Source organism: Escherichia sp. E4702, assembly GCF_963883545.1.
Lineage (GTDB): Bacteria > Pseudomonadota > Gammaproteobacteria > Enterobacterales > Enterobacteriaceae > Escherichia.
On the sequence record NZ_CAWORF010000021.1, the window covers coordinates 396156 to 411415 of the forward strand.

Genomic DNA, 15260 nt, shown 5'->3' on the forward strand with positions numbered 1-15260 from the left:
TCTCCACTACGTCAGAAAAACAGTCCAACGTTTAAACCAGCGCCGCGGAATTACTCCCCGACGCGCTCATTAATTGCCTGCGGATTGTACGTGATAAACATCGCATCACCGTAACTAAAAAAGCGATATTTCTCTTCTACTGCCGCTTTATAGGCGTTCATGGTGTGTTGATAACCGGCAAATGCGGAAACCAGCATAATCAGCGTTGACTCCGGCAGATGGAAGTTAGTCACCAGCGCATCGACCACTTTGTACTGGAAGCCGGGATAGATAAAGATTTGTGTATCATCGAAAAACGGTTCAATCAGATTGTTTTTCGCCGCCTGGGCCGCGCTCTCAAGCGAGCGAACAGAGGTGGTGCCAACCGCAATCACCCGATTTCCACGTGCTTTCGCAGCCAGCACTGCGTCAACCACATCCTGCGGCACTTCTGCATATTCCGAGTGCATGATGTGGTCTTCAATGGTGTCGACGCGTACCGGCTGGAAGGTACCCGCCCCCACATGCAGGGTCACGAATGCCATCTCCACGCCTTTGGCGCGTAATTTTTCCAGCAGCGGTTCGTCAAAGTGCAGTCCGGCGGTCGGTGCTGCTACCGCGCCTGGTTTTTCGCTATAAACCGTTTGATAAAGTTCGCGGTCTGCATCTTCGTCCGGACGGTCGATGTACGGCGGCAGTGGCATATGGCCGATGCTGTTGAGAATATCCAGCACCGAGCGCTCATCGTTAAAATCGACTTCAAACAGCGCGCCATGACGAGCGGTCATTGTTGCTTTGATGCTTTCGTCATCGCCCAGCAGCAGTTCAGCGCCCGGTTTTGGCGCTTTCGAGGCGCGAATATGCGCGAGAATGCGTTTGTCGTCGAGCATCCGCTCAACCAGCACTTCAATTTTACCGCCGCTGGATTTTCGCCCAAACAGACGCGCCGGGATCACGCGGGTATTGTTAAAAACCAGAAGATCGCCGGGGTTGAGCTTATCGAGTAAATCGGTGAAAGTACCGTGCGTCAGCGCGCCCGTCGGCCCGTCCAGCGACAGTAAACGACAGCTACTGCGTTCAGGCATGGGATAGTGGGCAATCAGGGATTCGGGCAATTCAAAGGAGAAATCGGTAACGCGCATGACACTGACTCAGACTAAAATAAGAGGCGGGTAGTCTAGTGCCGGGGCGCTCTCCCTGCAACCTTTACCCCCCTTTGGATAGAATATAATCGATGAATTTTTTAGCTCACCTGCATTTAGCCCATCTCGCTGAAAGTTCGCTTTCCGGCAACTTACTGGCTGATTTTGTTCGCGGAAATCCTGACGAAAGTTTTCCGCCCGACGTGGTTGCAGGTATTCATATGCATCGGCGTATCGATGTGTTAACCGACAATCTGCCGGAAGTCCGCGAAGCGCGGGAGTGGTTTCGCAACGAAACTCGCCGCGTTGCGCCTATTACGCTGGATGTGATGTGGGATCACTTTCTGTCCCGCCACTGGTCGCAGTTGTCGCCCGACTTTCCGCTACAGGAATTTGTCTGTTATGCCCGCGAGCAAGTGATGACGATTTTGCCAGACTCACCGCCGCGCTTTATCAATCTGAATAATTACTTATGGTCAGAGCAATGGCTGGTGCGCTATCGCGATATGGATTTCATCCAGAGCGTGTTAAACGGCATGGCAAGCCGTCGCCCACGTCTGGATGCTCTGCGTGACTCCTGGTACGATTTAGACACCCATTACGACGCCCTTGAAACCCGCTTCTGGCAATTTTATCCGCGGATGATGGAGCAGGCGTCACGCAAAGCGTTGTAGGGTATTAATTCATCCACACCGTGGCTGATATCGCGGGCAACGCCAGGATCCCATCTACCCGTTGTCCGTTCCCTTCTTTGCATTGCCATTGCGCGACATTAAGCAACGGCGATGCGGGTAGCACCACTTCACACGCTTCACCACGGTTGATTGCCACTAGCACACGCTGCTGATTGAGCACACGCACAAACACCACCACGTTATCTTCCGCATACAACACCTGACAGCCGCCACGACGCAATGCCAGGCTCTTCTTACGCAGCGCAATCATTCGCTGGTACAGCGCGAATAGCTCCGTATCTTGTTTTTCCGGGTCCCAGGGAAACGGTTTACGACAAAATGGATCGTTATTGCCGTCCAACCCCACTTCATCGCCGTAATAAATACACGGCACACCAGGCCAGGTGAACAGCCAGACGACCGCCAGTGGCAGACGCGCAACATCCCGTCCGAGTAACGTTTTAAATCGCGCGGTATCGTGACTATCGAGCTGGTTAAACATACGCAGTTGCTGTTGATGAGAAAGCCCGGCACGGTAATTGTCCATCCAGGTCATACAGATTTGAGCGTTAATCTGCTGCGGATCGTAAGAGACATCGGTATTAGCGAGAAAGCCCCACAGCGGAAAAGTAAAGCCGCGATAGTTCATCGATGCATCTTCCACATCGGCCTGTAACCATTGCCGCGCATCGCCAAAATATTCACCGACAATGTACGCTTCTGGCTGGGTTTCTTTCGCCGCCTCAGTGATGCCGGCGACATGCTGCAAATTATTGCACGCCCCGCCCGCTTCCCCCAGCATATGCACCACATCCAGCCGCCAGCCGTCCATATTCCACGGCGCTTTCAGCCAGTGACGGACAATGCTGTCTTCACCGCGATAAATTTCATTCACCAGACTTTCCGACTGATAATCCAGTTTTGGCAGGCTGGCATAGCCCAGCCAATCGAGCGCCGTGCCGTCATCGCGAAACGAGTACCAGTCGCGCCAGGGCGATTCGGGGTTATGGCAAGCGCCGCCCGTCCCGCGATTGTGCCTGTCAAACCAGGCATGAGAATCGCCACTGTGGTTAAACACGCCGTCCAGCATCAGGCGCATTCCTTGCTGCTGCGTGTTGTGTCTCAAACGCAGCAACGCCCCGTCGCCGCCAAACTGCGGATCGACGTGGCGATAATCTTCGGTATCGTATTTATGCACGCTGGGTGCTTTAAACACCGGATTAAGATACAGCGCCGTCACGCCGAGCTTTTTCAGGTACGGCAGTTTTTCGCTTATCCCGTCCAGATCGCCGCCATAGAACGTTGATCCGCCCGCCTGTGCCGTGACCGGTTCATCCCAGTCACGCAATATGATTTCCCGCCCGGCGGCGTGATGATAATAGACATGATCCTGATCGGCATTACGAGGCAGACTCCGGGCAAAACGATCCGGGAAGATCTGATAAAAAATCTGATCCGCCGCCCATTGTGGTCCGATATCCGGCACATCGACGGCAAACTGTTCCAGCCGTGCTGGTGGTATTGGGCTGAAACCTTGCGGCGTAAACCAACGCTGGCGATCGTGCCACAGCAATTTGAAACTGTAGCGCCGCCGTGGTTGCCCGGTGACGAGAGAGAGCGCTCCCCGCCACGCCGTCACACCAGGCTGCGGCTGGCTGCGCTGTTTATGCATCGGTATTGATGTTTCTTCGTTATCGTTTTCCATGCGCAACATAATGCGCTGTGGCGGCTCTTCGCCCGTCAGCCACAGTGTAATGAGCAGTTGATCTTTGCTTTGTTTAACAAACGGGGACACCGGCAGGTGCCATGCATTCAACATCATAATTCCCCTGCGATTAAAATGTGTTCACCTTGCCATAGCCTAATGCAGGATCAATCATCATCTGAAGGATATTTGGGGGAGGAGGACGGGGGCGGATAATTTTCGGAATAGCCGGATCAGGTTTTGCTCCTGATCCGGCGACAAAAGGCAGGAATTAGTGGTTTTCTGCCAACTGACGATCGTGGCGGCGTTTAAACATCCAGCCAATCAACAGCACCACAATCCACGCAAAACCAACGTACAGAGAGATACGCGTTTCAGGGTGATAACCAATCAGTCCGATGATAAAGACCAGGAAAACCAGCCCCGTGATGGTCGTTGCCACCCCGCCAGGAACTTTAAATTTCAACGCTTTAACTTCTTCTGGTGGCAGGCGGCGACGGAAGGCAATCTGCGACAGCAGGATCATAATCCACACCCACACGGTAGCGAAGGTCGCCAGCGAGGCAATCACCAGGAAGACGTTTTCCGGCATGATGTAGTTCAGATACACAGCAAACAGCAGCGCGGTAGTCATGACCAGCACCGTGACCCACGGAATACCGCGACGCGACGTTTTGCTGAAAATTTTCGGCGCACTGCCCTGCTCTGCCATGCCGTGCAGCATACGGCCTACACCAAACACATCGCTGTTAATTGCCGACAGCGAAGCAGTCAGCACAACGAAGTTAAGAATGCTGGCGGCAAAGGTAATCCCCAAATGCTGGAACGTCAGCACGAACGGGCTACCAGCAGTACCTACCTGATTCCACGGATAGATAGACATAATGACGAACAGCGTACCAACATAGAACACCAGAATACGCATCGGCACTGAATTAATCGCGCGCGGAATAGACTTCTCCGGCTCTTTAGCTTCACCAGCGGTAATACCAATAATTTCAATACCACCGTAGGCAAACATCACCATTTGCAACGACATCACCATGCCAAGCCAGCCGTTACTGAAGAAGCCGCCGTTGCTCCACAGGTTATGGATACCGGTCGGTTGCCCGCCGTTGCCAATCCCCCAAATGATGATACCGAAACCAGCAACGATCATGATGATAATGGTGGCGACTTTAAAGAACGAGAACCAGAATTCCAGCTCACCAAAGACTTTCACGCTCATCAGGTTAATGGCGCAGATAATCAGCACCACGCTCAACACCCATATCCAGTGCGGCACCGTCGGGAACCAGACGCCCATATAGATACCGAAAGCAGTGACATCGGCGATGGCGACAATAAGGATTTCAAAGCAGTAGGTCCAGCCGGTGATATAACCTGCCAGCGGGCCAAGGTTTTCCTGCGCATAACGCGAGAAAGAGCTGGCGGCCGGGTTATGTACCGACATTTCTCCCAGCGCACGCATAATGATATACGCCGCGACACCACCGATAATATAGGCCAACAACACGCTCGGTCCGGCCATTTTGATGGCGTCCGCCGAACCGTAAAACAACCCGGTGCCAATTGCTGAACCCAGTGCCATAAAGCGTATGTGTCGGGTACTTAGCCCACGCTTTAGCTTGTTCTTACTTTCCATCAATTCCTAACCCATCAACACAATAAAAAACCACGGGGCATCGCAGCCCCGTGGTTAAAACAAATTTACAGTGATTTAGTGGGCGCTGGAGGTCACCTGACGACCTGCTGCGCGATCCCAGATAATGGCCAGAACCACCATCACCACCGTTGGCATTAACCACGCCAGACCTTGTTCGGCCAGCGGTAAACGCTGCGCCCAGGACGGTAAAATATCGCTGAATGCAGATGCTTTGATCCCGTCGAGAATACCAAAAAGCAGGCTGATAAACATCGGCGGAGCAATCACGCGGGACGAATTATGCCACCATGAGCGTGTAAAACTTAATACAACCAGTGCGATACACGGCGGATAAATGGCAGTCAGCACCGGTACAGAGATCTGAATCAGCTGGCTCAAGCCCAGATTAGACACCACCATCGAGAAGCCGCCGAGGATAAACACCAGCGTACGGTATGAGAGCGGGATGTATTGGGCGAAGAATTCCGCACAAGCGCAGGTCAGACCAACCGCCGTGACCAGACAAGCGATGAAGATTAACGCCGCCAGCAGGAAGCTACCGCCGCCGCCAAAGGTGTGCTGAACGTAAGCATGCAGAATAGCGGCACCGTTCGCGGATTGATCAACCAGCGACGCGCTGTCTGAACCCAGACGGAACAGCGCCAGGTACAGCAGAGTCAAACCAACGCCTGCCATCAGGCCAGCCCAGACGGTATAACGGGTCAGCAGACGCGCTTCGGTAACGCCGCGAGAACGCGCCGCATTGACAATAACGATACCAAACACCATCGCGCCCAGCGTATCCATAGTCAGATAGCCGTTAACGAAGCCGTTAGAAAACGCAGCGTTTTGATAAGCCTCAGTCGCCGTGCTGATAGAACCCGCAGGCCAGATAATCGCCGCAACAGACAGGATGACCAGCGCGATAATTTTCAGCGGCGCAAGGAAGTTGCCCACGGTATCCAGCAGCTTGCCCGGATAGAGCGAAACCAGAATAACGATAGCGAAATAGACCAGGCTGTAGATAAACAGCGGCAGTGCGGAGTCACCCGTCAGCGGCGCAATGCCCACTTCAAAGGAGACAGTTGCCGTACGCGGTGTTGCAAACAGCGGCCCTACCGCCAGGTAGCAGACTGTTGCCAGCAGCACGCCTGCGACTTTACCGATTGGTGTGCTCAGACTATCGACGCCGCCGCCAACTTTCGCCAGCGCCACTACCGTTAATACCGGCAGACCAACGGCAGTAATAAGGAAGCCGAATGCCGCAGTCCAGACGTGTTCGCCTGCCTGCAAGCCGACCATAGGAGGGAAAATAATGTTACCTGCGCCAACGAACAACGCAAATGTCATAAAGCCCAGAGCGATGATATCGCGCGATCTTAACTGATGGGTCATAAATCATACTGCCTGTGGATGTGGTGTTGTAACGTTAAATTTTGTGCCAATCCCTGGGGATGATACAGCGGTATATTTAAACAATTTTAGCGGGAAATACTCCCAACCAAGCGCGGCGAAGAATAGTTTTTCGATTTACCGCGTGAATGCAGTCAGTATGACAGCACCTGAAGCGCAATTTAAACGCTTATAACGTTTTAAAGCAAGGAGGGATCTAAAAACCAGAGGTATATAGCGATAAGAAATCACCAACCAGTATAAAACACTATTTCCGTGAAAAAGATATGGCTTATCATGCGAACAAAAAATCACCAGACATTGTAAAATTCAGCGCCCGTTTTTTGACTGCAAAGAAAAAAAGCCAGCATCGGCTGGCTTATGGCAACAAAAAATGACAAAGGTGGATTAATCGCTATTTTTGGCAATTAAACGTTCCGGCAGAACAAAACTGAAACGCGTACCTTTGCCCACCGTACTTTCAATATTGAGCCGGCTTTCATGATGATTTACCGCATGCTTCACGATCGCTAACCCCAACCCGCTACCGCCTGTTTGTCGGGAACGCGCTTTATCAACGCGATAAAAACGCTCGGTCAGGCGCGGAATATGCTCCGGTGCGATGCCCGGTCCATTATCTTCAACACTAAATTCGGCACCGTGCGGTACTCGCTGCCAGCGTACGGTGATATGGGTACCTTCCGGCGTATGATTCACGGCGTTATAGACCAGATTCGAAATCGCACTGCGTAACTGGTCTTCGCTGCCAGACACTTTGAGGCCGTTATCAATCTCAAAGGTAAATGTCTGTTTTTGCTGGCTCAGCGTCTGAGCTTCACGCTCAACGACGCGCAGCATCATCGGCACATCAACCTTCTCATTCAGCAACTGCGTCGGCGCGGCTTCAATTTTCGACAAGGTCAGTAACTGCTTCACCAGCCCTTCCATCCGCTGAGTCTGCTCGCGCATGGTGTGCAACGCTTTTTCACGTACAGCCCCCTCCAGTGGTTGCTCATCCATCATCTCCAGGTAGCCTTGTAACACGGTCAATGGCGTACGTAACTCATGGCTTACGTTGGCGAAAAAGTTGCGCCGCGCCCCTTCCAGTTGATGCATTTGCGTGACATCTCGCGCCACCATCAGCAGCTGTTTATGGGTATAAGGCATGACGCGAATTTCCAGATGCCGCCCGGTGTTGAGCACCAGATTGAGCGGGCGAGAAAAATCACGCGTTTTCAGATATTGCGTAAACTCCGGATAACGCAGCAGGTTAAGGATGTTCTGCCCGTTATCTTCTGGCCAGCGCAGACCTAGAATTTGTTGCGCCAGACCATTACACCAGAAAATACCGCCCTCTTCCGTGGTCAGCACCACCGCATCGGGTAGCGACTCCGCACCGCTACGAAAGCGTTTGATAAGATTACCCAGCTCGCGGCGGCGTTTTTTATTACGCAGTTGCATCTGGTGTAAACCGTACAGCAGCGGTTCCCAGCTACCACGCCCCGGTGGCGGGGTCATACTGCGATCCACCCACAGCCACCATGAAAGGCGCAATAAATTCCAGAAATGCCAGATAAGCAGTCCTGTTACCGATGCCAGCAAAAACCAGGGCAGGTAACCAAAAAATGCACCCAGGATGAAAGCCGGGAGGCAGCAAAGTAGCAGCTCCAGCACCAGCCTTTTCCACGACAGCCGTTCCAGCACGTAAGATACTCCAGTTAAGAAATCATAAGCCCTGCTCTGCGTCCGATGAGCAAGGCGTTAAAAGCGGGTTGAAAAACGATATCCTGTACCGCGCACGGTCTGCACCATGCGGTCATGCCCGCCGGGCTCCAGTGCTTTACGCAGGCGGCGAATGTGGACATCGACCGTGCGGTCTTCCACATATACGTTGGTTCCCCAGACGTGATTTAACAGTTGCTCGCGACTGTACACGCGCTCGGGATGCGTCATAAAAAAGTGCAGCAGTTTAAATTCAGTTGGCCCCATCTCCAGCGGTTCTTCGCCCGCCATCACCCGGTGAGATGTCGGGTCGAGACTTAGCCCCTGCATCTCAATCACCTCTTCCACCGCCATCGGCGATATACGGCGCATTACCGCTTTGATTCGCGCCACCAGCTCCTTCGGCGAAAACGGCTTGGTGATATAGTCATCCGCACCGGTTTCAAGGCCGCGCACGCGATCTTCTTCTTCCCCTCTGGCGGTCAACATCACAACCGGAATATCACGGGTCATCGACTCACGCTTGAGGTGTTTGATGAACTGGATACCGGAGCCGCCGGGTAACATCCAGTCGAGGAGAATTAAATCCGGCCAGGGTTCATTCAGTTGGTTCACAGCACTGTCATAATCTTCCGCTTCGACCGGCTGGAAGCCATTTTGCTCGAGCACGAAGCAGACCATTTCGCGAATTGGAGCTTCATCTTCTACGACCAGAATACGTCTCGCCATGATTTGCCCTGTTGTAATAAATAGATTGCGATCATTAATGCGACGTCATTATGCGTCAGATTTATGACAGATTTATGAAAAGCTCGTCGCACATATCTTCAGGTTATTGATTTCTGTGGTGCAGAAAAAAGCAAATAGCGCACCTGTTTGGGTATAATCGCGCCCATGCTTTTTCGCCAGAGAATCGTTATGCGCATCCTTCACACTTCAGACTGGCATCTCGGCCAGAACTTCTACAGTAAAAGCCGCGAAGCTGAGCATCAGGCTTTTCTTGACTGGCTGCTGGAGACAGCACAAACCCATCAGGTGGATGCGATTATTGTTGCCGGTGATGTTTTCGATACCGGTTCGCCGCCCAGTTACGCCCGTACTTTATACAACCGTTTTGTTGTCAATTTACAACAAACGGGCTGTCATCTGGTGGTACTGGCAGGAAACCATGATTCGGTCGCCACGCTGAATGAATCGCGCGATATCATGGCGTTCCTCAATACTACCGTGGTCGCCAGCGCCGGACATGCGCCGCAAATCTTGCCTCATCGCGACGGGACGCCAGGCGCAGTGCTGTGCCCCATTCCTTTTTTACGCCCGCGTGACATTATTACCAGCCAGGCGGGGCTAAACGGTATTGAAAAACAGCAGCATTTGCTGGCGGCTATTACTGATTATTATCAACAACACTATGCCGATGCCTGCAAACTGCGCGGCGATCAGCCTCTGCCCATCATCGCCACGGGACATTTAACGACCGTGGGTGCCAGTAAAAGTGACGCCGTGCGTGACATTTATATTGGCACGCTGGACGCGTTTCCGGCACAAAACTTTCCGCCAGCCGACTACATCGCGCTCGGGCATATTCACCGCGCGCAGCTCATTGGCGGCATGGAACATGTTCGCTATTGCGGTTCCCCCATTCCACTGAGTTTTGATGAATGCGGTAAGAGTAAATATGTCCATCTGGTGACATTTTCAAACGGCAAATTAGAGAGCGTGGAAAACCTGAACGTGCCGATAACGCAACCGATGGCGGTACTGAAAGGCGATCTGGCGTCGATTACCGAACAGCTTGAACAATGGCGCGATGTATCACAGGAGCCACCTGTCTGGCTGGATATCGAAATCACTACCGATGAGTATCTGCATGATATTCAGCGCAAAATCCAGGCATTAACCGAATCATTGCCAGTTGAAGTATTGCTGGTGCGCCGGAGTCGTGAACAGCGCGAGCGTGTGTTAGCCAGCCAACAGCGTGAAACCCTCAGCGAACTCAGCGTCGAAGAGGTGTTCAATCGCCGTCTGGCACTGGAAGAACTGGATGAATCGCAGCAGCAACGTCTACAGAATCTTTTCGCCACGACGTTGCAGACCCTCGCCGGAGAACACGAAGCATGAAAATTCTCAGCCTGCGCCTGAAAAACCTGAACTCATTAAAAGGCGAATGGAAGATTGATTTCACCCGCGAGCCGTTCGCCAGCAACGGGCTGTTTGCCATTACCGGCCCAACCGGTGCGGGGAAAACCACCCTGCTGGACGCCATTTGTCTGGCGCTGTATCACGAAACCCCGCGCCTCTCTAACGTTTCGCAATCACAAAATGATCTCATGACCCGCGATACCGCCGAATGTCTGGCGGAAGTGGAATTTGAAGTGAAAGGTGAAGCGTATCGCGCGTTCTGGAGCCAGAATCGGGCGCGTAACCAGCCGGACGGTAATTTGCAGGTGCCACGCGTAGAGCTGGCGCGCTGCGCAGACGGCAAAATTCTCGCCGACAAAGTGAAAGATAAGCTGGAACTGACGGCGACGTTAACCGGACTGGATTACGGGCGCTTCACCCGTTCGATGCTGCTTTCACAAGGGCAATTTGCTGCCTTCCTCAATGCGAAACCGAAAGAACGCGCGGAATTGCTCGAGGAGTTAACCGGCACCGAAATCTACGGGCAAATCTCTGCGATGGTTTTTGAACAGCATAAATCGGCCCGTACTGAGCTGGAGAAACTGCAAGCGCAGGCCAGCGGCGTTGCGTTATTAGCGCCAGAACAGCTGCAATCGCTGACAGAAAGTTTGCAGGTACTCACTGACGAAGAGAAACGGTTACTCACTGCGCAGCAGCAAGAACAACAATCGCTAAACTGGTTAACGCGTCTGGACGAATTGCAGCAAGAAGCCAGCCGCCGTCAGCAGGCCTTGCAACAGGCGTTAGCCGAAGAAGAAAAAGCGCAACCGCAACTGGCGGCGCTCAGCCTGGCACAACCGGCACGAAATCTTCGTCCGCACTGGGAACGCATCGCAGAACACAGCGCAGCGCTAACGCATACTCGCCAGCAGATTGAAGAAGTAAATACTCGCTTACAGAGCACAATGGCGCTTCGCGCGAGCATTCGCTACCACGCGGCGAAGCAGTCAGCAGAATTACAGCAGCAGCAACAAAGCCTGAATGCCTGGTTACAGGAACACGACCGCTTCCGTCAGTGGAACAACGAACTGGCAGGTTGGCGTGCGCAGTTCTCCCAACAAACCAGCGATCGCGAGCATCTGCGGCAATGGCAGCAACAGTTAACCCATTCTGAGCAAAAACTTAATGCGCTTGCGGCAATCACGTTGACGTTAACTGCCGATGAAGTTGCTAGCGCCCAGGCGCAACATGCTGAGCAACGCCCACTGCGTCAACGCCTGGTCGCGCTGCATGGGCAGATTGTTCCCCAACAAAAACGCCTGGCGCAATTACAGGTCGCTATCCAGAATGTCACGCAAGAACAGACGCAACGTAACGCCGCACTTAACGAAATGCGCCAGCGTTATAAAGAAAAAACGCAACAACTTGCCGATGTGAAAACCATTTGCGAGCAGGAAGCGCGCATCAAAACGCTGGAAGCTCAACGTGCACAGTTACAGGCGGGTCAGCCTTGCCCACTTTGTGGTTCCACCAGCCACCCGGCGGTCGAGGCGTATCAGGCGCTGGAACCGGGCGTAATCAGGCCCGGCTATTAACGCTGGAAAACGAAGTGAAAAAGCTCGGCGAAGAAGGCGCGGCGCTGCGCGGGCAACTGGATGCATTAACGAAGCAGCTTCAGCGTGATGAAAACGAAGCGCAAAGCCTCCGGCAAGATGAGCAAGCACTTACTCAACAATGGCAAGCCGTCACGGCCAGCCTCAATATCACCTTGCAGCCACAGGACGATATTCAACCGTGGCTAGATGCACAAGATGAGCACGAACGCCAGCTGCGGTTACTCAGCCAACGGCATGAATTACAAGGGCAGATTGCCGCGCATAATCAGCAAATTATCCAGTATCAACAGCAAATTGAACAACGCCAGCAGCAACTCTTAACGGCATTGGCGGGTTATGCACTGACATTGCCACAGGAAGAGGAAGAAGAGAGCTGGTTGGCGACACGTCAGCAAGAAGCGCAGAGCTGGCAGCAACGCCAGAATGAATTAACCGCGCTGCAAACCCGTATTCAGCAGCTTACGCCGATTCTGGAAACGTTGCCGCAAAATGATGAACTCCCGCACAGCGAAGAAACTGTGGCGCTGGAAAACTGGCGGCAAGTTCACGAACAATGCCTCGCGTTGCAAAGCCAGCAGCAAACGTTGCAGCAACAGGAGGTTCTGGCAGCGCAAAGTCTGCAAAAAGTTCAGGCGCAGTTTGACACCGCGCTACAGGACAGCATTTTTGACGATCAGCAGGCATTTCTTGCGGCGTTAATGGATGAGCAGACGCTAACTCAGCTGGAGCAGCTGAAACAGAATCTGGAAAACCAGCGTCGTCAGGCACAAGCGCTGGCCACTCAGACAGCTGAAACGCTGGCACAGCATCAGCAACACCGACCTGGCGGGCTGGATCTCACGGCGACGGTGGAACAGATTCAGCAAGAGTTAGCGCAAACTCACCAAAAGTTGCGTGAAAACACCACTCGCCAGGGGGAAATTCGCCAGCAGCTGAAGCAGGATGCAGACAACCGTCAGCAACAACAAACCTTAATGCAGCAAATTGCACAGACGACGCAGCAGGTTGAGGACTGGGGATATCTTAATTCGCTGATTGGCTCCAAAGAGGGCGATAAATTCCGTAAATTCGCTCAGGGGCTGACGCTGGACAATCTGGTCCATCTGGCTAACCAGCAACTTACCCGGCTGCACGGTCGCTATCTGTTACAGCGCAAAGCCAGCGAGGCGCTGGAGGTCGAGGTTGTTGATACCTGGCAGGCAGATGCGGTACGCGATACCCGTACGCTTTCCGGCGGAGAAAGTTTCCTCGTGAGCCTGGCACTGGCGCTGGCGCTTTCGGATCTGGTCAGCCATAAAACGCGTATTGACTCGCTGTTCCTCGATGAAGGTTTCGGCACGCTGGATAGCGAAACGCTGGATACCGCCCTTGACGCACTGGATGCCCTGAACGCCAGTGGTAAAACCATCGGGGTGATTAGCCACGTTGAAGCGATGAAAGAGCGTATTCCGGTGCAGATTAAAGTGAAGAAGATCAACGGACTGGGCTACAGTAAACTGGAAAGCGCGTTTGCGGTGAAATAACTATTCAGCAGGATAATGAATACAGAGGGGCGAATTATCTCTTGGCCTCGCTGGTCGTTATCCTGCAAGCTATCACTTTATTGGCTACGGTGATTCGTAGCTGCTCTGTTGGTTGTGATGGTGGTATGAAAAAAGTTATTTTATCTTTGGCACTCGGCACATTTGGCCTGGGGATGGCTGAATTTGGCATTATGGGGGTGCTCACGGAGCTGGCGCATAATGTGGGGATTTCGATTCCTGCCGCCGGGCATATGATTTCGTATTATGCGCTGGGGGTGGTAGTCGGTGCGCCGATAATCGCGCTTTTTTCCAGTCGCTACTCACTCAAACATATCTTGTTGTTTCTGGTGACGTTGTGCGTCATTGGCAACGCCATGTTCACGCTCTCTTCGTCTTACCTGATGCTCGCCATTGGTCGCCTGGTTTCCGGCTTTCCGCATGGTGCATTTTTTGGCGTCGGAGCGATCGTATTATCGAAAATTATCCAACCCGGCAAAGTCACCGCCGCCGTGGCGGGGATGGTTTCCGGGATGACAGTCGCCAATTTGCTGGGCATTCCGCTGGGGACGTATTTAAGTCAGGAATTTAGCTGGCGCTACACCTTTTTGTTGATCGCTGTTTTTAATATTGCGGTGATGGCATCGGTCTATTTTTGGGTACCGGATATTCGCGACGAGGTGAAAGGAAAGCTGCGCGAACAATTTCACTTTTTGCGCAGCCCGGCCCCGTGGTTAATTTTCGCCGCCACGATGTTTGGCAACGCAGGTGTGTTTGCCTGGTTCAGCTACGTAAAGCCATACATGATGTTTATTTCCGGTTTTTCGGAAACGGCGATGACCTTTATTATGATGTTAGTTGGGCTAGGGATGGTGCTGGGGAATATGCTAAGTGGCAGGATTTCAGGACGTTATTCACCACTGCGCATTGCAGCAGTGACTGACTTTATCATTGTACTGGCACTGCTGATGCTCTTTTTCTTCGGCGGTATGAAAACAACGTCGCTTATTTTTGCTTTTATTTGTTGCTCGGGATTATTTGCCCTTTCAGCACCTCTACAAATATTATTACTGCAAAATGCCAAAGGCGGAGAGTTATTAGGTGCCGCAGGTGGGCAAATAGCGTTTAACCTCGGTAGCGCCGTCGGCGCATATTGCGGTGGTATGATGCTGACGCTGGGGCTGGCGTATAATTACGTGGCCTTGCCTGCCGCCCTGCTCTCGTTTGCTGCGATGTCGTCATTGCTGCTGTATGGTCGCTATAAGCGCCAGCAAGTAGCGGAGAGTCCGGTGCTGGCGAAACCACTGGGATAGGTTGCAGTCACGGTGCACATTACTTGTTGCCGGATGCGGCGTGAACGCCTTATCCGGCCTTGTATTATCCCTCCTGTGCAGAGAAAATTGGCCAGTTTTCTCTGCCTGCAGTCCGCATGCCGTATCCGGCCTTGGGTTCTAACCTGCGCGGTAGATTTATGCAGCGGACTGCCTTTCTCCCAAAGTGATAAACCGGACAGTATCATGGACCGGTTTTCCCGGTAATCCGTATTTGCAAGGTTGGTTTCACTATGGAACATGAACTTCATTATATTGGTATCGACACCGCTAAAGAGAAACTGGATGTCGATGTGTTGCGCCCTGATGGCCGTCATCGCACCAAAAAATTCGCTAACACCCCTAAAGGGCACGATGAGCTGGTGAGCTGGCTGAAGGGTCACAAGATTGACCATGCGCATATCTGCATCGAA

9 protein-coding genes and 2 pseudogenes are annotated in these 15260 nt (G+C 52.8%); 5 read left to right on the top strand and 6 right to left on the bottom strand.

The genetic code is table 11. From position 1 onward, the window contains the following. Positions 1-50 precede the first annotated feature (50 nt). Positions 51-1121 carry a tRNA preQ1(34) S-adenosylmethionine ribosyltransferase-isomerase QueA gene (queA, locus tag AACU94_RS15255; protein WP_135489696.1) on the bottom strand — a complete coding sequence of 357 codons (1071 nt, stop codon included), beginning with the start codon at positions 1119-1121 and terminating at the stop codon, positions 51-53. Between the two features lie 92 nt (positions 1122-1213). On the opposite strand from queA, the gene acpH reads away from it, so the two are divergent. Then, positions 1214-1795, top strand: coding sequence for an ACP phosphodiesterase (gene acpH / locus AACU94_RS15260; RefSeq protein ID WP_130223247.1), 582 nt, complete (start codon positions 1214-1216; stop codon positions 1793-1795). Between the two features lie 4 nt (positions 1796-1799). On the opposite strand, the gene malZ is transcribed toward acpH, so the two are convergent. From malZ to phoB, 5 genes are all read right to left on the bottom strand, one after another. Then, positions 1800-3617 carry a maltodextrin glucosidase gene (gene malZ, locus AACU94_RS15265; RefSeq protein WP_135489697.1) on the bottom strand — a complete coding sequence of 606 codons (1818 nt, stop codon included), beginning with the start codon at positions 3615-3617 and terminating at the stop codon, positions 1800-1802. A gap of 154 nt (positions 3618-3771) precedes the next feature. Beyond that, the gene (gene proY, locus AACU94_RS15270) at positions 3772-5145 is read right to left on the bottom strand and encodes a proline-specific permease ProY (protein WP_130223251.1); all 1374 of its coding nucleotides are present in this window, start codon (positions 5143-5145) and stop codon (positions 3772-3774) included. A 75-nt stretch (positions 5146-5220) separates the two neighbouring features. Next, positions 5221-6540, bottom strand: a complete 1320-nt coding sequence (gene brnQ / locus AACU94_RS15275; protein ID WP_135403897.1) for a branched-chain amino acid transporter carrier protein BrnQ — start codon at positions 6538-6540, stop codon at positions 5221-5223. Positions 6541-6945: 405 nt separating this feature from the next. Beyond that, positions 6946-8241, bottom strand: a complete 1296-nt coding sequence (gene phoR, locus AACU94_RS15280) for a phosphate regulon sensor histidine kinase PhoR (protein WP_130206215.1) — start codon at positions 8239-8241, stop codon at positions 6946-6948. Positions 8242-8298: 57 nt separating this feature from the next. Then, complete coding sequence (gene phoB, locus AACU94_RS15285; protein ID WP_000113933.1) at positions 8299-8988, bottom strand: phosphate response regulator transcription factor PhoB; 690 nt, start codon at positions 8986-8988, stop codon at positions 8299-8301. Positions 8989-9177: 189 nt separating this feature from the next. On the opposite strand from phoB, the gene sbcD reads away from it, so the two are divergent. The 4 genes and pseudogenes from sbcD to AACU94_RS15305 all read left to right on the top strand — a co-directional run. Beyond that, complete coding sequence (gene sbcD / locus AACU94_RS15290) at positions 9178-10380, top strand: exonuclease subunit SbcD (RefSeq protein ID WP_130215416.1); 1203 nt, start codon at positions 9178-9180, stop codon at positions 10378-10380. After that, positions 10377-13519 (top strand): annotated as a pseudogene (gene sbcC, locus AACU94_RS15295) (exonuclease subunit SbcC). Before sbcD ends, sbcC begins: the two are co-directional and overlap by 4 nt. A 125-nt stretch (positions 13520-13644) precedes the next feature. Then, positions 13645-14829 (top strand): MFS transporter AraJ, encoded by a 1185-nt coding sequence (araJ, locus tag AACU94_RS15300; protein ID WP_135489698.1) that lies wholly within the window; start codon positions 13645-13647, stop codon positions 14827-14829. A gap of 251 nt (positions 14830-15080) precedes the next feature. Beyond that, positions 15081-15260, top strand: a pseudogene (locus AACU94_RS15305) (IS110 family transposase); the annotation flags it as partial.

Coding starts and splice junctions, on each gene's coding strand:
- proY (WP_130223251.1), bottom strand. CDS start 5,145: ATGGAAAGTAAGAACAAGCTAAAGCGTGGGCTAAGTACCCGACACATA.
- malZ (WP_135489697.1), bottom strand. CDS start 3,617: ATGATGTTGAATGCATGGCACCTGCCGGTGTCCCCGTTTGTTAAACAA.
- queA (WP_135489696.1), bottom strand. CDS start 1,121: ATGCGCGTTACCGATTTCTCCTTTGAATTGCCCGAATCCCTGATTGCC.
- acpH (WP_130223247.1), top strand. CDS start 1,214: ATGAATTTTTTAGCTCACCTGCATTTAGCCCATCTCGCTGAAAGTTCG.
- brnQ (WP_135403897.1), bottom strand. CDS start 6,540: ATGACCCATCAGTTAAGATCGCGCGATATCATCGCTCTGGGCTTTATG.
- araJ (WP_135489698.1), top strand. CDS start 13,645: ATGAAAAAAGTTATTTTATCTTTGGCACTCGGCACATTTGGCCTGGGG.
- sbcD (WP_130215416.1), top strand. CDS start 9,178: ATGCGCATCCTTCACACTTCAGACTGGCATCTCGGCCAGAACTTCTAC.
- phoB (WP_000113933.1), bottom strand. CDS start 8,988: ATGGCGAGACGTATTCTGGTCGTAGAAGATGAAGCTCCAATTCGCGAA.